Raw genomic sequence first — 22318 nt, forward strand, 5'->3', positions numbered from 1 at the left:
AGGTCGCATCGGATCAGGCCACGTGGGTCGGTCGCGCAGGCCACGCGGGCTACCCAGGTCGCGCAGGCCACCAGTCCACGCAGGTCGCACCGGACCGGGCGGCGCCCGGGGTGGTGCGCCCGCCGCTGCCTGTGCCTGCCTTCCCCCGGCGCCCTAACCGGCCAGCACACCCGCCTCCTTCTCCGGTGCCAGGCCCGGCGCCGGGCGGTCCGGACGCTGCGGCGCCGTACCGCCGATGCTCCGGAGCCAGGCCCAGGTGTCGGCCACGGTTTCGCTGACGGGACGACACTTCAGCCCGGCGGCAAGAGCCTTGGACGTATCGCCGTGGTGCATCGTGTCGTGGGACTCGCCCGGCGGCAGCCAGATCGGCAGCTCCGTCCATGGCTCGATACCGGCGGCGAGCACCTCCTCAGGGGCCGTCCAGCGCAGCACCGCGTCCGAGCCGGTGGCCTTCACACAGCTGTCCAGAAGCTCGCCCATGGTGGTGTGCCCCACCGCGCTGACCAGGTTGTACGCACCACCGACCGCCGCCTGCAAGGCGTCCAGCGTCCACTCCGCCAGGTCGCGGGCGTCGACGTACTGCAGGGCCAGGTCCCGCGGCCCCGGTGCGAGGACGGGGCCGCCGCGGGCGATCCGGCCCAGCCACCACGGCAGCCGCCCGCTGTTCTCGTACGGGCCGAGGATCAGGCCCGCGCGGACGAGCAGCGCCCGGTCCCCGAAGGCGTCCACCGCGGCCAGCTCACCGCCCCGCTTGGCCCGCGCATAGTCGTCGGCGTCGGTGTCATCAGGGCAGCCCGGCACCAGCGGGCCCTCCTCGTCCAGCCCCGGCCCGGCCGGATAGGCGTACACCGACCGGCTGGAGATATAGGCGTACGCCCCGGCCCGGCCGGCCAGCAGCCGCGCAGCGTCCCGCACGGCCGACGGCGGGCCGGTCCAGGTGTCGACGACGGCGTCCCACTCGCCGTTCTCCAGGGCGGCCAGTCCGGCCGCGTCCCCGCGGTCGCCGCGCAGCGCTGTGGCACCTTCCGGGGGAGCGTGGTGCCCGCGATGGAACACGGTCACCCGCCAACCCCGCGCCAGCGCCGCCTCGCTGACCGCCCGACCCACGAACTCCGTTCCACCCAGCATCAGTAGTCGCATCCCGCGACTGTGCCCCAGGAGCCCCACTCGGGACAGGACCGCACGCTCTCAGCGCAACGAACGGAGCACGAGCCTCCGGGGAGCCGCCCCAGCCGGCCGCTGTTGATCAGCCTTGCGATCCCGCTGAATCAGCCCTGGTCGCCGTTAGTCGCCCTTGGCGAGCACGAAAAACGTGTGGACCGGGGACAGGCCCGGGACCTCGGCCTCGATGCGGTACTTGCCGGCCGGGACGGCGGCCGCGCTCGGCGTCGCGCACTGCGGGGCGCTCGCCCGGCGGTCCCACTCGATGGTGCGCTTCACGGAACCCTTCGCCGGGACCTGGAGCAGCGCGGAGCCGGTACCCGACGGGCAGTCGTTGGAGGCCCACACCCGGTCGTCGTCCGCGGTGTCGTCGGTGATGGTGAGCACCGCGGCCTTACGTCCGAGGTCCACCTTGCAGGCGGAACCCGCGGTGTTCTTCACCGTCAGCTCGAACTTCGGCTTCTCGCCCGGCCGGTAGGAGTCCTCGACGCTGCGCAGCGTCAACTTGCCAGCGCCGGAAGCGCAGTTGGGGAGCGGGGAGCCGGCCGGTACGACACCGCCGCCCGAACCCTCGCCGATCGGCGCACCACCACCGGAGCCGCCGGCACCCGAACCGTCGGAACCGCCGGAACCTGACCCGCCGCCCGAAGAACCCGAGCCGCCACCGGAGTCCGAGCCCGATTCACCGCTGCCGCCCGAACTGTCGCGCCCGCCGGGCTTTTGAGTGATCGCCGGCCCGGTGCCGGAGGGGCCGGGCGTGATCGACTCGGCGGGACCCGAACCCTCCGCGCCCTTGCCCTCGTTGCCCGTCTTGCCGCTGTTTCCGCCCAAGTTGAGCGCCCACACCACCAGGAGGGCGAGCAGTGCGACGATGGCCAGCGCAACGGCCCTCCGCCGCCAGTAGATGGAGGAGGGAAGCGGCCCGATCGGATTGCGCAGTGATCCCACGCGGAAACTCTACGAGAGATCCGCAGTCACACCGGCCAGTACCCGCCGCACGAAGCTGCAACTTTTCCCATCATCGTCCCGGAGAAGCGCACCCACCCGCTTTTCCCCCACGCCCCTCACGCCTCCTCCACATCACGGGCGGGGGACTCGTCCACATCAAGGGCCAGGGAGCGACGCAGACTCCTCCCCCCGGGGCGGGTGTCGTCTCGCTCCGGGAGGGAGGGTCGTCACCTCGCCCCCGGGGCGGGTGTCCGTTTCCACTCCTCCTTGTGTCCGAAGCCCTGACCGTTGTCGATCAGCCGCAGCCAGTCGGGGCGCAGCTCCCAGAGCGCGGTCCGCTCCAGCGCCGCGCGGAGCTGCTCGCTCGCCACGACGAACGGGAAGCGCTCGGTGTAGATCCGCCAGCCGGCCTCCCACTCGGCACCAATCAGCGGGCGACAGCCGCCGCGCCCCTGCAGACCGGTCAGCCCGCTCCACTCCTGGCCGTCCTTCTGCATCGTGAAGGCCACCCGGGCTCCGGGCTGCGCGAGGGCGCGGCCGTGCCGTGTCGTGGTCGCGCTGACGAAGTACAGCGCCGGTCCGGCATCGGCCCCGCCATCAGCCCCGCCGTTGGTCCCGCCATCGGCTGCTCCATCGGCTGCTCCATCGACCCCGCCGTCGGCTCCTGGCGGGCTCGCCGCGTACAGCACGGCGCACGCCTGCGGGCCGTCCTCGTCCGCGTACGCCAGTGTCATCGTCGTATGGCCGGCCAGCGCCCGCCGGATCGCCGCCGGGCAGGCCCCGCCGGCCGCACCTGCCGCGCCGGCCGCCTCGGCCGCCTCGGCCCGCGTCACGGAGCCCGCTTCCGCCTCTGCCGCGCGGGCCGCCCCCTCAGCACCGCCCGCCCCCTCGGCACCGCCCGCGCCCGCCGCACCGCCCGTACCGTTCACCTGCCGCACCTTCCGCCTTCCCTGCCCGTCCGCCCTGCTTCGCCTGGCTGCCCTGCTTCCCCGGCTTGCCTGCCAGGTTCCCCTGGCTGTCCCCCTGCCGGGCTTCCCTGCCTTCCGACCGCCTTCACCATCCTTACCGCGCCGCGCCCGCCCCTCTCCGCTTTCCTGCGTCCGCTTTCCTGCGTCCGCTTGCCTGCGTCCGCTTGTCTGCCTCCGCTTGCCCGGGTCCTCGCTCGCCGCCACCTTCCTTTTCGAGCAACAATCACGGAGAGTAATTAATTCCACCGGATCGTAGTCGGGTTCCGGGGGTTCGGGTTCGGGCTCTCCGAGGCGTCTCGTGCGTACCGGCGGTAGCGGCCACCCGTGCGTACCCGGTCGTGCTGCGTGCGGGTGGGCGCGCGGCGGGGCGCGCCCGGTGCGTTTCATGGGTGCCGTTCGGCGTGCCAGGATCGGCGGTGCCATGACTTCGACGCCTGTCACCACCACTGCCACGTCCGCCGCCGCCGAGACCGCTTCCGCCGCCCCCTCGGCCGCGGAGGCCGCCGACGGGACCGGCCTGCACGGCCCGGTCACCGCCTGGTTCGACGAGCACGCCCGCGATCTGCCCTGGCGCCGCCCCGACGCGGGGGCCTGGGGCGTGATGGTCAGCGAGTTCATGCTGCAGCAGACGCCGGTCAGCAGAGTGCTGCCGGTGTATGAGCAGTGGCTGGCCCGATGGCCGCGCCCCGCCGACCTGGCCGCCGAAGCACCGGGCGAGGCCGTCCGCGCCTGGGGCCGGCTCGGCTATCCGCGGCGCGCCCTGCGCCTGCACGCCGCGGCCTCGGCCATACAGGAGCGGCACGGCGGTGACGTACCGCGCGAGCACGCCCAGTTGCTGGCGCTACCCGGCGTGGGCGAGTACACGGCGGCGGCCGTGGCGTCCTTCGCGTACGGGCAGCGGCATGCGGTGCTGGACACGAATGTGCGCCGGGTGTTCGCGCGCGCCGTCGCCGGCCGGCAGTATCCGCCGAACGCCACCACGGCGGCCGAGCGCAAGCTCGCCCGTGCGCTGCTGCCGCAGGACGAGGCGCTCGCGGCGCGCTGGGCGGCGGCCACGATGGAGTTGGGCGCGTTGGTGTGCACGGCGCGCGGCCCCGAGTGTGTGCGCTGCCCGATCGCCACGCAGTGCGCCTGGCGGCTGGCCGGTTCCCCGGCGCATGAGGGTCCGGCGCGGCGGACCCAGACGTATGCCGGTACCGACCGGCAGGTGCGCGGCAAGCTGCTCGCCGTGCTGCGGGAGGCGGTCTCGCCGGTGCCGCAGGTGGTGCTGGACGCGGTGTGGGACGAGCCGGTGCAGCGGGCGCGCGCGCTGGACGGGCTGGTCGCGGACGGGCTGGTGGAGCCCCTCAGCGGCGGCCGCTACCGACTGCCGCTCACGTAGCGGCCAGGGGTCGTGGGTCGTCGCGGGGGCTCCGCTCACATAGGCGCCACCAGCCCGCCTCCGCTCACATAGGCGCCGCCTGACCGGTCCGCTCACACAGGCGATCGCCAACCGGCTTCGCTCATCCAGCAGCGAAGCCGGACGGGCCGGCGGGAAGCCGGGCCGACCGACGCGCGGGCCGACGGGGCGGGCCGACGGGCGGACAGATGTTGCCGTTGGCGTAGCTGTCGGCGCAGGCGTAGGCGTTGGCGGTCATGCTGGGCGGACGTACGCGCACGGTTCAGCCAGTGACCCTGTCAGTCACGCAGTCAGTCACGTCGGACGTGTGCGAATGGCCGTAACCGCGGACCCGGACTGGTCGTAGGCCTTCTGGTGGGGGTGTTTCTCCCCCCGGAGGATGACCCGTCAGGGCGGTCCGTCCGTCCGAGGTATGACCCCCGGTGCGCTGTTACACAACCGAGGGTTTTCCGTGCATTCGCTGTGGGGCCGACGCACATTACGTCGCAACACCCCCTCCGTAGCGTCTTCCTCGTGCTGGAGATGACTGCCAGCGCGGTCAACGTGGGGAACGCAAGCGGATCGGAGGCGTCGAGATGGCGACCAGCGGCGGCAAGGTACTGGACTTCGAAGAGTACGTACGTACGCGGCAGGAGGCTCTGCTGCGCAGTGCCAGGCGACTGGTGCCCGATCCGGTCGATGCCCAGGATCTGCTCCAGACGGCCCTGGTCCGTACGTACGGCCGTTGGGATGGCATCGCGGACAAGTCCCTCGCGGACGCCTACCTCCGCCGCGTCATGATCAACACGCGTACGGAGTGGTGGCGGGCCCGCAAGCTGGAGGAGGTGCCCACCGAGCAGCTCCCGGACGCGAGCGTGGACGACGGCACCGAGCAGCGCGCCGACCGTGCGCTGCTGATGGACATACTCGGGGTGCTGGCTCCCAAGCAGCGCAGCGTTGTGGTGCTGCGGCACTGGGAGCAGATGAGCACCGAGGAGACTGCGGCGGCGCTCGGTATGTCGACGGGTACGGTCAAGAGCACGCTGCACCGTGCGCTGGCGCGGCTCCGTCAGGAGCTGGAGAACCGTGACATCGATGCGCGGGTGCTGGAGCGGGGCGAGCAGGAGCGGGAGCGGTGCGCGGCCTGACGGCCGGCGCGGGGCACCGTGCGGCCCGGTTGCGGGCGGGCGGTGGCCGGGGGAGTGGTTCGGGCCGGGGGCAAGTGCGCAGGTCAGCGGGGAGTGCGGCGGGCTCTTCGGGGTCCGCGACGCGGCGCGCGGCGTTACGCGCCACAATCACCCCAGGAGCAGCGGCGGGATCAGCGGCTGTGCGAGCAGCGCGGTGAGCGGGAGCGGATTGTCCAGGAACAGGTTGACCGGTGGGTTGACCAGAGGCGGCGCGGCCACGGCGGGGGTGGCCGCCGTCGGCCTTTTGCTGGCCAGTTGCCATCCGGGAAGTGAGGGTGTGCGCTCCGAGGGGTCGGCGAGTGGTTCGCCGCTGCCCAGGGGTTCGCTGAGTGCTTCGCCGGCGCCTGCGCCGTCGTCGTCCGTCGGTCCTGGCGAGGTCGATGTGGTGGCGTTGCTGAAGGGCGATGCGAGGGTCGGGGACGATGTGAAGAAGTCCTTGGCGAAGCCGTGCGCGGCCGACGCGTATCCGGTGGAGGTGGCGTATGCGTCGCTGACCGGCGGTAAGTCTCCCGATGTCATCGTCAATGTGCTGACGTGCGCGGACTCGGTGGGCATCGGCTCGTACGTCTACCGTAGGGACCGTGGTGCGCCGGGCGGTTATGAGAATGTGTTCGCCGATGAGGAGCCGACGGTGAGTGCCGCGGTCAACAAGGGCGAGCTGGAGACCTCCACGCAGTTCTATGACACTGGCGATGAGGTGTGTTGCCCGTCCGGTGAGGTGGTGAAGAACTACCACTGGTCGGATGGCCGCTTCACGAAGTACCGCGACCATGAGACCGACTACAGCAAGACCACCGCCCTGGGCTCCGGGCCTGCGGGCGGTACCGGATCGGAGGGTTGAGCAGCCGCATGGCCGACACTCATGTCCTGTTCGTCGAGGACGACGATGTCATCCGCGAAGCCACCCAACTCGCTCTGGAGCGGGATGGTTTCGTGGTCACCGCCATGCCCGACGGGCTCGCGGGTCTGGAGGCGTTCCGGGCGAACCGGCCGGATATCGCGTTGCTCGATGTGATGGTGCCGGGGCTGGACGGGGTGAGTCTGTGCCGGCGGATCCGTGATGAGTCGACGGTTCCGGTGATCATGTTGTCGGCGCGTGCCGACTCCATCGATGTGGTGCTCGGTCTGGAGGCCGGCGCCGATGACTATGTGACCAAGCCGTTCGACGGTGCGGTGCTGGTGGCCCGGATCCGGGCGGTGCTGCGTCGTTTCGGGCATGCGAGTGGTCCGGACGGGAACGGCGCGGGTGCGGCGGAGGCGGCGGAGCCCGCCGAGGCGGTGCTGCGTTTCGGTGATCTCGAGGTGGACACCGAGGGCATGGAGGTCCGTAAGGGTGGCGAGAATGTGGCGCTGACGCCGACGGAGATGCGTCTGCTGCTGGAGTTCTCGCATGCGCCGGGTACGGTCCTCTCGCGTGACCGGCTGTTGGAGCGGGTGTGGGATTACGGCTGGGGTGGTGACACCCGGGTGGTGGACGTCCATGTCCAGCGGTTGCGCGGCAAGATCGGCCAGGACCGGATCGAGACGGTCCGGGGCTTCGGATACAAGCTGAGAGGCTGACACCCGCGGTGGTCAGGGTGGCCCTGCGGACGGGTCTGAGATGGAAGCTCAGTGCCGCGATCGCGCTCGTCGGGGCGTTGGTCGCGATCGCGCTGAGCCTTGTCGTGCACAAGGCGGCTCGGGCTTCGATGCTGGACAACAGCCGGGATGTGCAGATCGAGCGGCTGAACTTCACGCAGAAGATCTTCGAGTCGACGAACCGGGTGCAGTTCGGTGCGCGGATCGATGATCCGGCGTTGCCGAAGCCGTTGCGGGACGAGGTCGCCGAGGGTGAGCGGGCGACGTATCTGCAGGACACCGGGGAGACGGTGCCCGAGGTGTGGGCGGCGACGCCGCTCGGTAATGGCCGGGTGCTGTCGATGCATGACCGGTTCCCCGACCGGTTCGCGGTGCTGGATGATCTGGATCAGGCGCTGGTGATCGGTTCGACGGCTGTGGTGGTCGGTGGCTGTGCGCTGGGTGTTCTGGTCGGCGGGCGGCTGTCGAAGCGGCTGCGGACGGCGGCTGCCGCGGTGGGCCGGCTCGCGGATGGTGACACTTCGGTCCGTATCCGGGACGAGGTGGGTGGCCGGGTCCGGGACGAGACCGATGATCTGGCGTGGGCCGTGGATGCGATGTCGGACGCGTTGCAGCAGCGCATCGAGGCGGAGCGGCGGGTGACCGCCGATATCGCGCATGAGCTGCGTACGCCGGTGACCGGTCTGCTGACCGCGGCCGAGTTGTTGCCGCCGGGCCGGCCGTCGGAGTTGGTGCGGGACCGGGCGCAGGCGATGCGCACGCTCGTCGAGGATGTGCTGGAGGTGGCGCGGCTCGATGGTTATGCGGAGCGGGCGGAGCTTCAGGATGTCGCGTTGGGCGAGTTCGTCACGCGGCGGGTGCGGTCGTTGAATCCGGATATCAGCGTCGAGGTCGCGCGGGATGCGGAGGTCACCACGGATCCGCGGCGGCTGGAGCGGATTCTGGGCAATCTCATCGCGAATGCGGCGCGGCACGGCAAGCCGCCGATCGAGGTCACGGTGGAGGGCCGGGTGCTGCGGGTCCGTGATCATGGGACGGGTTTCCCGGAGGCGTTGTTGCGGGAGGGCCCGAGCCGGTTCCGTACGGGCAGCAGTGACCGGTCGGGCCGCGGTCATGGTCTGGGGCTGACGATCGCGGCGGGGCAGGCGAGGGTGCTGGGTGCCCGGCTGACGTTCCGGAACGCGGATGAGCTGACGGATGGTTCGACGGGGGCGGTCTCCGTGCTGTGGTTGCCGGAGAACGCGCCGACGTCGACGGGGAGCTTTCCGGTGATTCAGCTTCCCGACCGGTGACGGTGCGCTGCGGTTGGCCTGGGCCGACTTGATCGCTCGCCGTTTTGGGCTGTCCCGCCGAGAAATGCAGTGGGGCGCGCGTAAGGATTACGCGCGCCCCTGCTCGGTTTTCCCGCGGACGGTCTAGACGGCCGCCACCTCGACCGGTGCCTGCTCCTGCGGGGCGTTCTCGCCCTCCGGGCGGCTCGCCGGGCCGCCGCGGAGCGGGACCTCCTTGACGAACCAGGCCGCGGCGAAGCCGATGATGCTGACCACGGCGCCCCAGAGGAAGACGTGGTGGGTGCCGGTGGCGACCGCGTGGTCGTAGGCGTCCTTGATCATCGGCGGCAGTTCGTTCAGGCGCTTCGGGTCCATCTGGGCTCCGCCGCCGGTCAGCTTTTCGCCGGCCTTGCCGACCCGTTCGGCCATCGTGGTCTGCACCTGGTGGGTGAAGATCGCGCCGAAGATCGCGACGCCGAAGGAGCCGCCGATCGTACGGAAGAGGGTGGCGGAGGAGGAGCCGACGCCCATGTCCTTCATCTCGACGCTGTTCTGCGCGATCAGCATGGTGGTCTGCATGAGGAAGCCCATGCCGGCGCCGAGTACCGCCATGTAGGCGCCGGAGGTGAAGCGGGTGGTGTCGGTGTCCATGAGGGACAGCAGCGCGAGGCCGGCGGTGATCAGTCCGCCGCCGACCACGACGAAGATCTTGTATTTGCCGGTCGAGGTGGTGAACCGGCCCGCGAACAGGGAGACGGCCATCATCGCGAGCAGCATCGGCAGCAGCAGCAGTCCGGAGTTGGTGGCCGAGGCGCCCTGGACGGTCTGCTGGAACAGCGGCAGGAAGGTCATCGATCCGAACATCACGAAGCCGACGAGGAAGCCGATGACCGTGATGAGGGAGAAGTTGCCGTTGCGGAAGATGTGCAGCGGCAGTACCGGCTCGGCGACCTTGCGCTCCACGAGGACGAAGGCGGCGAGCGCGATCACGCCGGTGATGCCGAGGCCGATGATCTGGCCGGAGAGCCAGTCGTACTCGGTGCCGCCCCAGGTGGTGATCAGTACCAGGGCGGTGATGCCGATGGTGAGGAGCGCGGCGCCGACGTAGTCGATGCGGGTCTGCGAGCGCTTCTTGGGCAGGTGCAGCACCGTGGTGATCATGACGAGTGCTATCGCCCCGAGGGGCAGGTTGATGTAGAAGCTCCAGCGCCAGCCGAGGTGGTCGGTGATGGTGCCGCCGACCAGCGGCCCGCCGATCATCGCGACGGCCATGACGCCGGCCATCATGCCCTGGTACTTGCCGCGCTCACGGGGCGGGATGAGATCACCGATGATCGCCATGACGCCGACCATCAGGCCGCCGGCGCCGAGGCCCTGGACCGCGCGGAAGCCGATCAGCTGGCCCATGTCCTGTGCCATTCCGGACAGCACGGAGCCGATCAGGAAGAGCACGATGGAGGTCAGGAAGACGCCCTTGCGTCCGTACATGTCGCCGAGCTTGCCCCAGATCGGGGTTGAGGCGGCGGTGGCGAGTGTGTAGGCGGTGACCACCCAGGACAGGTGCTCCAGTCCGCCGAGCTCGCCGACGATGGTCGGCATCGCGGTGCCGACGATCATGTTGTCCAGCATCGCGAGCAGCATCGCGATCATGAGCGCGAAGAGTACGACGCGCACGCTGGCCGGTTGTCTGCCCGCGCTTTGCGCCGGTTTCTGCTTTTCCCCCGCAGCTGGGGTCGCGTTCCCCTGCGACATCCCCATCACTCCCACTTACTTGCCGCCCGGCTAGTTCAGTACAGTGATGAAGGTAAGCGCCCTACTAGCCGGGCGTCAAGTAAGTTAATAAGCGGCCCTCTGACCAGCATCGACATCAGCGCAGGAGAGCACCATGAGCACATCGCAGGCGCGCCGGGGCAACACCCGCCAGCGCATCCAGGACGTCGCTCTGGAGCTGTTCTCGGAGCACGGCTACGACAAGACCTCGCTGCGCGAGATCGCCGAGAAGCTGGACGTCACCAAGGCGGCGCTCTACTACCACTTCAAGACCAAGGAAGACATCGTCGTCAGCCTGTTCCATGACCTGGGCAAGCCGTGCGACGAGCTGATCGTCTGGGCCGAGGGGCAGCCGCGCACCCTGGAGACCAAGAAGGAGGTGCTCAGCCGCTACAGCGAGGCGCTGCGTTCGGCCGAGCCGTTGTTCCGCTTCATGCAGGAGAACCAGGCCGCGGTGCGCGACCTGAGCATCGGCGAGACGTTCAAACAGCGGATGCTGACCCTCTTCGGCCTGCTGCGGGAGCCGGACACCGAGCTGGCGGATCAGGTGCGCTGCATCACGGCGCTGTTCTCGATGCATGCGGGCATGTTCGCGATGCAGAACCTGGAGGGCGACCCCGAGGACAAGCGCAAGGCCATCCTCGAGGTCGCCACAGAGCTGGTCACGGCGGCCAACCCGCCGCACCGCCGGCCAGCTCGACCGGACTCAGCTCAGACGGATTCGCCGTGAGCCCGCAGGAATCCGGTCGGCTCGATGCCCGTCCCGTAGTCGGGGCCGGTGCGGATCTCGAAGTGCAGGTGGGGGCCGGTCGAGTTACCGGTGCTGCCGGACAGGCCGATCTTCTGGCCGGTGCCGACCTGCTGGCCGACGTGGACCTGTATCGCTGACAGGTGCGCGTACTGGCTGTAGGTGCCGTTGTCGTGCCGGACCACGATGGCGTTGCCGTAGGCCGGGCCGTCGCCGCCGCCGTAGGGGCCGGCCTTGACGACGGTGCCCTTGTGGACGGACTTGACCGTGGTGCCGGTCGGCACGACGAAGTCCTGGCCACTGTGGTTGTGCGACCAGTGGTCGCCGGCGAGGCCGAAGGTCGAGCCCAGGGTGTACTTGTCCACCGGCTTGACCCAGCCATTGGCCTTCTTGGCGGCGGCCTTCTTCGCAGCGGCCTTCTTGGCCTTCGCCTTCGCGGCGGCCTGCTTGGCCTTCGCGGCGGCGTGCTTGGCGTCGGCGACGGCCTTTACCTGTGCGTCGGCCTGCTTGGTGACCGCCGGGGCGACGCCGGAGGCGACGTTCATCAGGCTGGAGTCGGCGGCATTGGCGATACCGGCACCGAGCGCGGCGGTAACACCGAGGCCGGCGGCGACAACGGCGGCACGGGTATGCAGCGCGGGCTTCTTGGAATTACGGATCGCGGCGAACTTCGACATGCGGGTTTGACCTCCAGAAAATGAATGGGCCCCGGCTGCGGACCGGGATCGCCATTCCTTGGTAACCCGGCTTCGCCATCCCGCCAAGGGGCCTTTCTACTACCCGCGCCCGTATTAACCGCCGGCGAATTGACCCCGCCGCGGCCCCCGCGACCACCCACCACGAACCACCTGAACCGGGGCATACCGGTGCAGTTCGGACGCCCGCCGTACCCCCATTGAACTGGCCATTTACCCATATACGCCGAGGCCGGCCGGCGGTCCGCCGCGCCCCCTCGGCACGCCCCCCGCACCCGGCCGCCGAAGGCCCCGGATCCCCGCGCCGCAGTTCCCCTATTTCTTTTAGTAGGGCCAAAATCGGGTGTGCGGCACGTCACGGCTATGCGAGATCAAATGGCTTTCCGCGGGCCATTTACGCGCCCACGGGGGACCAAAGACCCTGTGACGCGGGTTACTCAAACCCTTGTGACGTGGATTACCGAAGGCTTTGTGACGTGGATTACCGGGCCGTTGTGACGTGGATTACCGAGCTCTTGTGACCTGGGTTACCAAGCCTTTGTGAGGTGGATTACCCAAAGGCCGAGAAATGTCCGAATTGCCAGTAAATGGGCGCTCGCCGTCCTGCGTCTGCCCTCCCCGTGGCTCCTGCGGCCGCAGGGGGATCCCCCCTCCCGCCCCCTCGCCTAGGCTGAGTGCCTGTCCCGCCGCCAACCGCCTTGGCCTGAAACGCAGTTACGGGGAACGCATGGATCCCACGATCATCGCCGCCCGCCTCACGCCGTATGCCCTCGATCCGCTGATCCGCACGCTGTTCGACACCGAAGGACCGGGCGCCGCCCTCGTCGACCGGCCCGTACACCTCTCCCACCTGGTCTCCTTCACCGGCGAGAAACCCGGCCTCACCGAGCGGGACCTGCACACTCTCGCCGCGGCTCTCGTCGAGCGCGCCTTGCGCGACGGGGACGCCGACGAGGACGGCGGCGAGCGGCCGATAGGCGCCGACGAGGACCGGGCCGTCACCGAGGCGCTCGCCCGTACGCTGCGGGCGCTCGGCGAGATCGAGATGGACGATGTGCAGGCCGCCCGGCTGCTGCCGGCCGAATTCGCCCGGCGGCTGCGCGCGACCGTACCCGGCGTCACCGAGCGGCTGACCGCCGACGGAACCCGCCTCTACGCGCTGCTGCTGGACGCCGCCGCCCTGCAGATCCTGCACTTCTTCACCCGGCGCTCACCGTTTGTCGCCCGCACCCTCGTCGAGCAGACCCGCACCCTGAGCGAGCTGGTCCACGGCCAGGGGGCGCTCGGCGCCGGGCCGCCGTCCCCCAGCACCGAGGACACCGCCACCGAGGACGCCGCCTTCGAGGAGCGCTACGCCCACGACACCGCCGTCCTCCACAACCACCTGACGATCTTCGGCATCGACCTCACCCACTCCCCCGACAGCTGGCCGCTGGACGCCGCCTATCTGGGGCTGCAGTGCGAGCCCGGCCCGCTCGACTCCGAGGGGACCAGGGCCGACGCGGACGGTGCCGCGGACCAGGGGGAACCGCCGGTCCCGGCGGAGCAGGCGCTGTCCGGCCGCAGCCAGGTCCTGGTGCGCGGCGTCGCGGGCTCCGGCAAGACGACCCTGCTCCAGTGGCTGGCCGTGGCCACCGCCCGCGACGAGCTGCCCGACGCGCTGGGCGCGCTGCGCGGCCGGGTGCCGTTCCTGCTCCCCGTACGCCGCTTCGCCCGCGACGGCGTCCCCTCCCCGGAGTCCTTCCTGACCGCCGCCGGCTACCGCGACGCCGCGTCCCAGCCGGCCGGCTGGACCGAACGCGTCCTCGGCTCGGGCCGCGCCCTGCTGCTGATCGACGGCATCGACGAGACCCCCGAGAGCGACCGCGAAGAACTCCGCCGCAGGCTCCGCGACTGGACCGCCCGCTACCCCGGCAACGTCTGGGTCGTCACCTCCCGGCCCTCGGCCGTCCGCGGCAACTGGCTCACCGGCGAGGGCTTCACCGAACTGTCCCTGGCGCCGATGAGCCGCGAGGACGTCGCCGCGTTCATCCAGCGCTGGCACCGGGCCGCCGCCCAGCAGAGCCCCGCCGACCTGGACCGCCTCGGCGACTACGAGCACACCCTGCTCAACGCGGTCCGCATCACCCGCGACCTGGGGCGGCTGGCCACCAATCCGCTGATGCGCGGCCTGCTGTGCGCCCTGCACCGCGATCGGCGCGGCTACCTGCCCAACGGGCGCAAGGAGCTCTACGACGCCGCGCTGTCCATGCTGCTGGAGCGCCGCGACCGGGAGCGGGCGATGGTCGCCACCGACGGCGTCGATCTGCCCCGCCAGCCCAAGATCCAGCTGCTGCAGAAGCTCGCCCACTGGATGCTGGTCAACGGCCGCTCCGAGATGGATCAGGACGTCGCGATCGAAACGCTCGCCGAGCATCTGCCGGCCATCCCGGACGCGGCCCGTCAGGGCGGCCCCGAGGACGTCTACCGGCACCTGCTCAACCGGACCGGGCTGCTGCGCGAGCCCACCCCCGGCACCGTCGACTTCGTGCACCGCACCTTCCAGGACTATCTCTCCGCCCGCGCCATGGTCCAGCGGCACGAATTCGGTCCGCTCCTCGACCACGCCCACCACGACGACTGGGAGGACGTCATACGGATGGCTGTGGCCCTGGCCCGGCCCGACGAGTGCGCGGCCCTCCTGGACGGCCTGCTCGCCCCGCACGCGGGCGTACGGGCCGCCGAGGCCCGGCACCGCAAGCTGCTCGCGGCCGCCTGCCTGGAACACGCCACCGAGCTGGACCCCGCGGTCCGCGCCCGCGTCCAGCGCTTCACCCGCGACATGGTGCGCCCCAGCACCCCGTCCGCGGCCCGCACCCTGGGCTGGATAGGGCCGATCGTGCTGGAGATGCTGCCCGACCCCACCGATGTGCCCGACGACGAGGCGTACCTCCTCGCCATCACCGCCACCTCCATCGCCGACGACATGGCCATCGACTATCTGACGAGCCTGCGAGGCCGCGCGCACCACGACATCCGGGCGCAGCTCGCCGGAGCCTGGCGGCGTTATGACACCGCCCGCTACGCCCGCGAGATCATCGCCCACCTGGAGCCGGCCGAGCTGTATTTCCCGGTCTCCGACCTGGAGGAGCTGCACGCCCTGCGCCGGCTGGGCGGCCGGCCCCATGTGCAGATCGCCGGGCCGTTCACCCCGGACCAGCTGATCGAGGGCATCGCGCCAGCGGAGGGGCTGACCCGGCTGTGGCTCGCCTACGACCTGGGCGTCTCCATGGAGTGGCTGTCCGGCTTCCCGCGGCTGGACACGCTCAGGATCGGCCACCGGATCCCGCCGGTGACGGGCGTGCCGGACGGTATCCGCGTCGTCCAGCTGTAGCGGGGCCCGGCCCGGGGCCCGTGGGCGGTCGTGACATGGAACTGCCCCGGAACCGTACGAAGCGGTTCCGGGGCAGTTCCGGTGCCTGATGAGGCGGGTGCTGCGTCAGGCGTCCTTGCTCAGGTTCGGGCCCGAGCCGCCGGCGGCGGACTCGATCGGCGGGGCGTCCGGCAGGGCCGCCTTCTCCTCGCCGCGGAAGGTGAACTTGGCGGTGTCACCCTCGCCCTCGACGTCGACGACCACGATGTGGCCCGGACGGAGCTCGCTGAAGAGGATCTTCTCCGACAGCGAGTCCTCGATCTCGCGCTGGATCGTCCGGCGCAGCGGACGGGCGCCGAGCACCGGGTCGTACCCGCGCTTGGCCAGCAGCGACTTGGCCTCGCCGCTGAGCTCGATGCCCATGTCGCGGTCCTTGAGCCGCTCGTCCACCTTGGCGATCATGAGGTCGACGATCTGGATGATGTCGTCCTCGGTCAGCTGGTGGAAGACGACGGTGTCGTCGACACGGTTGAGGAACTCGGGGCGGAAGTGCTGCTTGAGCTCTTCGTTGACCTTGTTCTTCATCCGCTCGTAGCTGGACTTGGTGTCGCCCTGGGCCGCGAAGCCGAGGTTGAAGCCCTTGGAGATGTCCCGGGTGCCGAGGTTGGTCGTCATGATGATGACCGTGTTCTTGAAGTCCACGACCCGGCCCTGGGAGTCGGTCAGCCGACCGTCCTCCAGGATCTGCAGCAGCGAGTTGAAGATGTCCGGGTGGGCCTTCTCGACCTCGTCGAAGAGCACGACGGAGAACGGCTTGCGGCGCACCTTCTCGGTCAGCTGGCCGCCCTCTTCGTAGCCCACGTAGCCGGGGGGCGAACCGAAGAGACGCGAGACCGTGTGCTTCTCGCTGAACTCCGACATGTCGAGGGAGATCAGCGCGTCCTCGTCGCCGAACAGGAACTCCGCGAGGGTCTTGGACAGCTCGGTCTTACCGACGCCGGACGGGCCGGCGAAGATGAACGAGCCACCGGGACGCTTGGGGTCCTTCAGGCCGGCACGGGTACGGCGGATGGCCTGGGAGAGCGCCTTGATGGCGTCCTTCTGGCCGATGACGCGCTTGTGGAGCTCGTCCTCCATGCGCAGCAGACGCGAGGACTCCTCCTCGGTCAGCTTGAAGACCGGGATGCCGGTGGCCGTCGCCAGGACCTCGGCGATCAGCTCCTCGTCCACCTCGGCGACGACGTCCATGTCGCCGGCCTTCCACTCCTTCTCGCGCTTGGCCTTGGCGGCCAGGAGCTGCTTCTCCTTGTCGCGCAGGCCGGCGGCCATCTCGAAGTCCTGCGAGTCGATCGCGGACTCCTTCTCCCGGCGCACATCGGCGATCTTCTCGTCGAATTCGCGCAGGTCCGGCGGCGCGGTCATCCGGCGGATGCGCATCCGGGAGCCGGCCTCGTCGATCAGGTCGATCGCCTTGTCCGGCAGGAAGCGGTCGGAGATGTAGCGGTCGGCGAGGGTGGCCGCGGCGACCAGGGCGGAGTCCGTGATGGAGACGCGGTGGTGCGCCTCGTAGCGGTCCCGCAGGCCCTTGAGGATCTCGATGGTGTGCGGCAGCGACGGCTCCGCGACCTGGATCGGCTGGAAGCGGCGCTCCAGGGCCGCGTCCTTCTCCAGGTGCTTGCGGTACTCGTCGAGCGTGGTGGCGCCGATGGTCTGCAGCTCGCCTCGCGCCAGCATCGGCTTGAGGATGCTCGCGGCGTCGATCGCGCCCTCGGCGGCGCCCGCACCGACCAGGGTGTGGAGCTCGTCGATGAACAGGATGATGTCGCCGCGGGTGCGGATCTCCTTGAGGACCTTCTTCAGGCGCTCTTCGAAGTCACCGCGGTAGCGGGAGCCGGCGACCAGGGCACCGAGGTCGAGGGTGTAGAGGTGCTTGTCCTTGAGGGTCTCGGGCACCTCGCCCTTGACGATGGCCTGCGCCAGGCCCTCGACGACCGCCGTCTTGCCGACGCCGGGCTCGCCGATGAGGACCGGGTTGTTCTTGGTACGGCGGGACAGCACCTGCATGACCCGCTCGATTTCCTTCTCGCGCCCGATGACCGGGTCGAGCTTGGTCTCGCGGGCGGCCTGCGTCAGGTTGCGCCCGAACTGGTCCAGGACGAGCGAGGTCGAGGGGGTGCCCTCGGCCGGGCCGCCGGCGGTGGCGGCTTCCTTGCCCTGGTAGCCGGAGAGCAGCTGGATGACCTGCTGCCGCACCCGGTTGAGATCGGCGCCCAGCTTCACGAGGACCTGGGCGGCGACGCCCTCGCCCTCGCGGATCAGGCCGAGCAGGATGTGCTCGGTGCCGATGTAGTTGTGGCCGAGCTGGAGGGCCTCGCGGAGCGACAGCTCCAGGACCTTCTTGGCACGGGGGGTGAAGGGGATGTGCCCGGACGGGGCCTGCTGGCCCTGGCCGATGATCTCCTCCACCTGCTGGCGGACCGCCTCGAGCGAAATCCCGAGGCTCTCCAGGGCCTTAGCGGCGACACCCTCACCCTCGTGGATCAGGCCCAGGAGGATGTGCTCGGTGCCGATGTAGTTGTGGTTGAGCATCCGGGCTTCTTCCTGAGCCAGGACGACAACCCGCCGCGCACGGTCGGTGAACCTCTCGAACATCGTTAATCGCTCCTCAGAGCGGTCAGAAAGATCGGGGACGATCCCCTCCCTGTCCTTCCGCATGCTAGTCCCGCAGGGCGGGACAGCTCATTCCAACTGCCGACACCCGTCCGGATCACCCCCGCGCTGGCGGGGAAAGTTACTGCCGAACAGCTGACATCTGCTCCAACTCGATGGTGCGAGACGATGTTCCCGCAGGCCAGGCATATACGCCCTCCGCCACTACGCCGATGGCGAACGCGGGCCTTTTCGACACGCCCGTCAGCCGCCCGGCGTCAGCCCGGGCGGCGCGCCATCACGCGCGGTCACACCGCTTTTCCCACTGAGACTGTCTTACCCGCTGCCACTGACACTCCATGCGGCGCGGGCTTCTTCCATCCGCTACGGGCGAACATCCACACCCCGCCGAATGCATCGGCACGCCCCCGCCTTGAGCACACTGAGTGGCATCTGGTCAACCCAGCGTAACTTCGCGGGGGTGCGGAAGTTGCACCGGGCATGATCCGCGCCCTTCCGCGACCCCGTGCACCCCTCTTCGGCGTTCCCGCCGTCCGCCGGTGGTACGAGGACGAGCTGGGCTGGCCGACCACCGGCGGGGAGCCGGTGGAACTGCTCACGGGGCTGAGTTTCGACGTTCTGGAGATGCCGGCCGACGCGGGGCGCGCGGTTCTGCGGCGGATTCCGTACACCGGTCCGGTGGCGCTGCTGCGGTCCGGACGCGACGGGAATCGCATGGGTCATCGGCCGAAATTGCTCATGCTCATCGCGGCCGGCGGCGCCGAGGAACTTCCCGGAATCCTGGAATGGCTGGAGTGGGGTGCGCTGACCCCGGATCTCACCTCGCGGGGAACCGGAGACCGGATGCCCGCACCATCGTTCCCCACCGCGGCGCCGCCTTCGGGCGGGCCGCCGGCAAACCTGCCGTCATCTCGCGGATTCGGCTCCTGGGAGGCCGCCGGATGGTTGCGACCTCCCGAGCCCGGCCGCGAGATGGAGAATTCCCTGCCCGCCCCGCGGCTCACGGCGGTAGGGGCGGGAAACGGGGACGGTGGGGGCGCCCCCGATCTCGTGCGACTCGTGAGCACGGCAGCGACGGAATGCCACCGGGCCCGGTTGCTGCGTGCTCGTAATGCCCAATCGGATCGCGCGTGCGGCGATCAGCCGTTGGCCTTCTCGAATGCCTCGCGAATGTCGGCGGGCACACGGCCACGGTCATTGACGCTGTAGCCGTTCTCCTTGGCCCACGCACGGATCTTCGCGGTGTCCTGGCTGCCGCCCGTGGAAGCCGCACGGGCCTTGCCGCGACCGCCGGAACGGCCACCGGTCTTGCGACCGGCCTTCACGAACTCCGCGAGCGACTCACGCAGCTTCGTCGCGTTGTCGTCCGAGAGGTCGATCTCGTAGGACTTGCCGTCAAGGGCGAACGTCACGGTCTCTTCGGCCTCGCCGCCGTCGAGGTCGTCGACAAGAAGAACCTGAACCTTCTGTGCCACCGGGTTTCCCTTTCATCGAATGCGGATTACGACAGAAAGCAAACCGCTTTTCCGGGAAAAACACAAACCCTTGGGTAGGGTTCAGTTGCCCGTCAGCCGGGGAACACTTGCTTCCGTACCCATGAGATAGGGGAGCGATTCGGACATAGAACGCTGATCACAGGTGCAGAAGCATGCGGCTGTTACCCAGGGTGTTGGGCTTCACTCGTTCGAGACCGAGGAACTCGGCAACGCCCTCGTCATAGGAACGCAGGAGCTCGCTGTAGACATCACCGTCTACCGGAGTCTCGCCGATCTCCACGAAGCCGTGCTTGACGAAGAAGTCGACTTCGAAGGTGAGACAGAAAATGCGCCGTACTCCGAGCCAGCGCGCGGTACGCAGCAGCTGTTCCAGGACTTGATGGCCGACTCCGGACCCCTTCAGCTGCGGATCCACCGCGAGAGTGCGCACCTCGGCGAGGTCTTCCCACATGACGTGGAGTGCTCCGCAGCCGACCACCTCGGCGTCTTCGTCCCGTTCGGCGACCCAGAACTCCTGGATGTCCTCGTAAAGCGTGACGGTGGCTTTGTCGAGCAGGATGCCGTCGCGTGAGTAGGAGTCGATGAGGCGGCGTACGGCCGGTACATCGCTGGTCCTGGCACGACGGACGGTGAGCCCATTTGAATGCGGAGGCATGCCCGGACGCTATCGCCCCTTGCCGGCGGTGCCCGATCCGGGTTCTTCCCCATCGGGCGATGTGCCTTCCGGTTCCGCTTCCGGTGCGGGTTCCCGTTCACTGACTTCCGCGGGATCGTCCGCTTCCGGCCGTTCATCGATCTGAACCATCCGTACGGCATCCCGGAGAGCTTGTCGTTGTTCCGGCGACATCATGCCGAAGAAGGCCACAAGAGCGGCGGCGGGGTTGTCACTGGCGGACCATGCTTCGTTCATCAGTGCGGCCGAGTAGGCGGCGCGAGTGGAGACCGCCTCATATCGATAGGCGCGGCCTTCTGCTTCGCGGCGGACCCAGCCCTTCTGATGCAGGTTGTCCAATACGGTCATCACCGTCGTGTAGGCGATCGACCGTTCCTTCTGCAGATCTTCCAGGACTTCTCGAACGGTGACCGGGCGGTTCCACTCCCAGACCCGCGTCATCACCGCGTCTTCCAGATCACCCAAGGCTCTCGGCACACTAAGAACAATAGTGGGAGATGTCGCGAATGCCCGTTGATCTCGATGCGTTTGCGCCGGAAAAAGGTGTACGACCCGAGGCGAGCAATCCCGGGTCGTACGGTGCGCACATGCCGCGTGAATAAACGGCGGGCCGATCAGGCCGATGAGCCGGTCAGACTCCGTGTGCCTTGGGTTCCTGACCGACGGACTCGGCACGGCCGAGTGCGGCGTCCACGGCGGCGTCTTCCTTGGATTTGTTCTGGCCGCCCTGACTCTTGACGATCGTCACGATCAGGGCGGTGAACGCCACGGCCATCACTACGGGCGGAAGCAGCGCTGCGACGTAATCCATGGCCGGTGGCCTCCTTTAAAGGGCGTAAGCCTCAGAGCGTACGCAGTCAGGGTACGCAGCGTTTCAGGCGGTGCGGCTCTCGGGGGGCGGCGCGGGTTTGCGGCGGGGCGGGAACACCTCGCCGGGTGTGGGGACGGGGCGGTGCGGCCGCGGGGATTTCGGCTGGGTTTTCGGCTCGGGGCGCGGGGCCGGCTGCGGTTCGTCCTCCCGTTCGCGCTCGCGCTCCGGTTCGTGCGCCGAGCGGCCGCCGGGCAGCGCGTGCAGCCGGGTGCGCGCCGAGCGCTCGGAGAGCTGCTCGCAGCGGCGGAGCAGGGCGGTGCGGCGGTCCCCCGCCGCCGCTCCGGCGCGCGGTGCGCCGAGTGTGCGCAGGGCGGTGAGGTCGGCGGGGGCGGGGACGTAGCCGGCCCGCAGGGCCTCCTGGAGCCGCGCCAGGTAGCCGGGGGCCGAGCCGGGCAGGGCGTCGCGGTAGCGGGCGAGGTCGGCGAGCAGGAAGGCGCGCAGCCGGCCGCCTTCGCGGACCGCCTCGTCCACCGCCTCGGCCAGCCGGAGATAGTCCTGGTTGCCGGCCGGCCCGTGCGGGTCGGGGCGGCCCAGGGGGGCGGGGTGGGACGTCGACTGCAAGGCATGGGCGAGGGCGCGACGGAGGACACGCAACTCTTCGGCGCCGAACGCCATGCCGCCGCGGGATCCGTATGGCATAGGCATGCCGCGACTTTACGACCAATTCAGACAAAAGCCACTTAATTGGTGTTCAGCGGCGCGTGCGGAGCGGTGGTGCGGTCACCGGCCGCACCACCCCGCCCGCCCGCCGCTCACGACCGGGCGATGTTCCGCTCGTAGACCAGCCGCAGGCCGATCAGCGTGAGCCAGGGCTCGTGCGCGTCGATCACCGAGGACTCGCCCAGCACCATCGGGGCCAGCCCGCCGGTGGCGATCACCGTCACCTCGTCCGGGTCCTCGGCCAGCTCCCGCGCCATCCGGTGCACCACCCCGTCGACCTGGCCCGTGAAGCCGTAGAGGATGCCGGACTGCATCGCCTCGACGGTGTTCTTGCCGATCACGCTGCGCGGCCTGGCCAGCTCGATCTTGCGCAGCTGGGCGCCCTTGACGCCCAGCGCCTCCACGGAGATCTCGATGCCCGGCGCGATCACGCCGCCCACGTACTCGCCGCGCGCGCTGACCGCGTCGAAGGTGGTGGCCGTACCGAAGTCGACGACCACCGCGGGCCCGCCGTACAGCTCGACCGCCGCCAGGGCATTGATGATCCGGTCGGCGCCGACCTCCTTGGGGTTGTCCATGAGGATCGGCACGCCCGTCTTGACGCCCGGCTCCACCAGGACCGCGGGGACGTCGCCGTAGTAGCGGCGGGTGACCTCGCGCAGCTCGTGCAGGACGGACGGGACGGTGGAGCAGATGGAGATGCCCTCGATGCCGTCGCCCAGGTCGTCGCCGAGCAGCGGGTGCATGCCCATCAGGCCCTGGAGGAGGACGGCCAGCTCGTCGGCGGTGCGGCGGGCGTCGGTGGAGATCCGCCAGTGCTCGACGATCTCCTCGCCGTCGAAGAGGCCGAGGACCGTGTGCGTGTTGCCTACGTCGATGGTCAGCAGCATGG

At 69.8% G+C, this 22318-nt stretch carries 20 protein-coding genes; 8 read left to right on the top strand and 12 right to left on the bottom strand.

Going from position 1 to position 22318, the window contains the following annotated elements:
- Positions 1–153: 153 nt before the first annotated feature.
- The 3 genes from FCH28_RS33030 to FCH28_RS33040 all read right to left on the bottom strand — a co-directional run bounded on the left by FCH28_RS33030 (position 154) and on the right by FCH28_RS33040 (position 3038).
- On the bottom strand, positions 154–1140 hold the full coding sequence (locus FCH28_RS33030; protein WP_136743909.1) for an NAD-dependent epimerase/dehydratase family protein: 987 nt from the start codon (positions 1138–1140) through the stop codon (positions 154–156).
- A gap of 144 nt (positions 1141–1284) precedes the next feature.
- Positions 1285–2109 (bottom strand): hypothetical protein, encoded by an 825-nt coding sequence (locus tag FCH28_RS33035; RefSeq protein WP_136743910.1) that lies wholly within the window; start codon positions 2107–2109, stop codon positions 1285–1287.
- Between the two features lie 227 nt (positions 2110–2336).
- Positions 2337–3038 (bottom strand): pyridoxamine 5'-phosphate oxidase, encoded by a 702-nt coding sequence (locus FCH28_RS33040; protein WP_246103438.1) that lies wholly within the window; start codon positions 3036–3038, stop codon positions 2337–2339.
- Between the two features lie 460 nt (positions 3039–3498).
- Between FCH28_RS33040 and FCH28_RS33045 the strand changes: the two genes are divergently transcribed.
- The 5 genes from FCH28_RS33045 to cseC all read left to right on the top strand — a co-directional run bounded on the left by FCH28_RS33045 (position 3499) and on the right by cseC (position 8512).
- Positions 3499–4458, top strand: a complete 960-nt coding sequence (locus FCH28_RS33045) for an HhH-GPD family protein (protein ID WP_136743911.1) — start codon at positions 3499–3501, stop codon at positions 4456–4458.
- Between the two features lie 593 nt (positions 4459–5051).
- Positions 5052–5603, top strand: coding sequence for a SigE family RNA polymerase sigma factor (locus FCH28_RS33050; protein ID WP_136743912.1), 552 nt, complete (start codon positions 5052–5054; stop codon positions 5601–5603).
- A 424-nt stretch (positions 5604–6027) separates the two neighbouring features.
- The gene (locus tag FCH28_RS33055) at positions 6028–6483 is read left to right on the top strand and encodes a hypothetical protein (RefSeq protein WP_246103439.1); all 456 of its coding nucleotides are present in this window, start codon (positions 6028–6030) and stop codon (positions 6481–6483) included.
- Positions 6484–6491: 8 nt separating this feature from the next.
- Positions 6492–7202, top strand: coding sequence for a two-component system response regulator CseB (gene cseB / locus FCH28_RS33060; RefSeq protein ID WP_136743914.1), 711 nt, complete (start codon positions 6492–6494; stop codon positions 7200–7202).
- A gap of 8 nt (positions 7203–7210) precedes the next feature.
- Entirely contained in the window at positions 7211–8512 is a 1302-nt protein-coding gene (gene cseC / locus FCH28_RS33065) for a two-component system sensor histidine kinase CseC (RefSeq protein WP_136743915.1), read from the top strand.
- A gap of 123 nt (positions 8513–8635) precedes the next feature.
- Here cseC and FCH28_RS33070 read toward each other — a convergent pair whose 3' ends face one another.
- A complete protein-coding gene (locus FCH28_RS33070) occupies positions 8636–10249 on the bottom strand; it encodes an MDR family MFS transporter (protein WP_136743916.1) in 1614 nt (537 codons plus the stop codon).
- A gap of 127 nt (positions 10250–10376) precedes the next feature.
- Between FCH28_RS33070 and FCH28_RS33075 the strand changes: the two genes are divergently transcribed.
- Positions 10377–10991 carry a TetR/AcrR family transcriptional regulator gene (locus FCH28_RS33075; protein ID WP_136743917.1) on the top strand — a complete coding sequence of 205 codons (615 nt, stop codon included), beginning with the start codon at positions 10377–10379 and terminating at the stop codon, positions 10989–10991.
- Here FCH28_RS33075 and FCH28_RS33080 read toward each other — a convergent pair.
- Complete coding sequence (locus tag FCH28_RS33080) at positions 10973–11686, bottom strand: M23 family metallopeptidase (protein ID WP_136743918.1); 714 nt, start codon at positions 11684–11686, stop codon at positions 10973–10975. The genes FCH28_RS33075 and FCH28_RS33080 overlap by 19 nt on opposite strands.
- Positions 11687–12431: 745 nt before the next feature.
- Here FCH28_RS33080 and FCH28_RS33085 point away from each other — a divergent pair.
- Complete coding sequence (locus FCH28_RS33085; RefSeq protein ID WP_136743919.1) at positions 12432–15077, top strand: NACHT domain-containing protein; 2646 nt, start codon at positions 12432–12434, stop codon at positions 15075–15077.
- 105 nt (positions 15078–15182) lie between these two features.
- Here FCH28_RS33085 and FCH28_RS33090 read toward each other — a convergent pair whose 3' ends face one another.
- A complete protein-coding gene (locus FCH28_RS33090) occupies positions 15183–17708 on the bottom strand; it encodes an ATP-dependent Clp protease ATP-binding subunit (RefSeq protein ID WP_136743920.1) in 2526 nt (841 codons plus the stop codon).
- Between the two features lie 498 nt (positions 17709–18206).
- Here FCH28_RS33090 and FCH28_RS38740 point away from each other — a divergent pair, with 498 nt between their 5' ends.
- Positions 18207–18935, top strand: coding sequence for an SCO3374 family protein (locus tag FCH28_RS38740; protein ID WP_136743921.1), 729 nt, complete (start codon positions 18207–18209; stop codon positions 18933–18935).
- Here FCH28_RS38740 and FCH28_RS33105 read toward each other — a convergent pair.
- The 6 genes from FCH28_RS33105 to FCH28_RS33130 form a co-directional block, all read right to left on the bottom strand.
- A complete protein-coding gene (locus FCH28_RS33105; protein WP_136743922.1) occupies positions 18866–19201 on the bottom strand; it encodes a histone-like nucleoid-structuring protein Lsr2 in 336 nt (111 codons plus the stop codon). The two genes, FCH28_RS38740 and FCH28_RS33105, sit on opposite strands and share 70 nt — an antisense overlap.
- A gap of 157 nt (positions 19202–19358) precedes the next feature.
- Positions 19359–19877 carry an amino-acid N-acetyltransferase gene (locus FCH28_RS33110; RefSeq protein ID WP_136743923.1) on the bottom strand — a complete coding sequence of 173 codons (519 nt, stop codon included), beginning with the start codon at positions 19875–19877 and terminating at the stop codon, positions 19359–19361.
- Between the two features lie 9 nt (positions 19878–19886).
- Positions 19887–20336 carry a BlaI/MecI/CopY family transcriptional regulator gene (locus FCH28_RS33115; protein ID WP_246103455.1) on the bottom strand — a complete coding sequence of 150 codons (450 nt, stop codon included), beginning with the start codon at positions 20334–20336 and terminating at the stop codon, positions 19887–19889.
- Positions 20337–20526: 190 nt separating this feature from the next.
- Positions 20527–20706 carry a hypothetical protein gene (locus tag FCH28_RS33120; RefSeq protein ID WP_136743925.1) on the bottom strand — a complete coding sequence of 60 codons (180 nt, stop codon included), beginning with the start codon at positions 20704–20706 and terminating at the stop codon, positions 20527–20529.
- A 63-nt stretch (positions 20707–20769) separates the two neighbouring features.
- The gene (locus FCH28_RS33125) at positions 20770–21411 is read right to left on the bottom strand and encodes a hypothetical protein (RefSeq protein ID WP_246103440.1); all 642 of its coding nucleotides are present in this window, start codon (positions 21409–21411) and stop codon (positions 20770–20772) included.
- A gap of 107 nt (positions 21412–21518) precedes the next feature.
- Positions 21519–22316 carry a type III pantothenate kinase gene (locus FCH28_RS33130; protein ID WP_136743926.1) on the bottom strand — a complete coding sequence of 266 codons (798 nt, stop codon included), beginning with the start codon at positions 22314–22316 and terminating at the stop codon, positions 21519–21521.
- Positions 22317–22318 lie beyond the last annotated feature (2 nt).

It is taken from the genome of Streptomyces piniterrae (genome assembly GCF_005048155.1).
Classification (GTDB): domain Bacteria; phylum Actinomycetota; class Actinomycetes; order Streptomycetales; family Streptomycetaceae; genus Streptomyces; species Streptomyces piniterrae.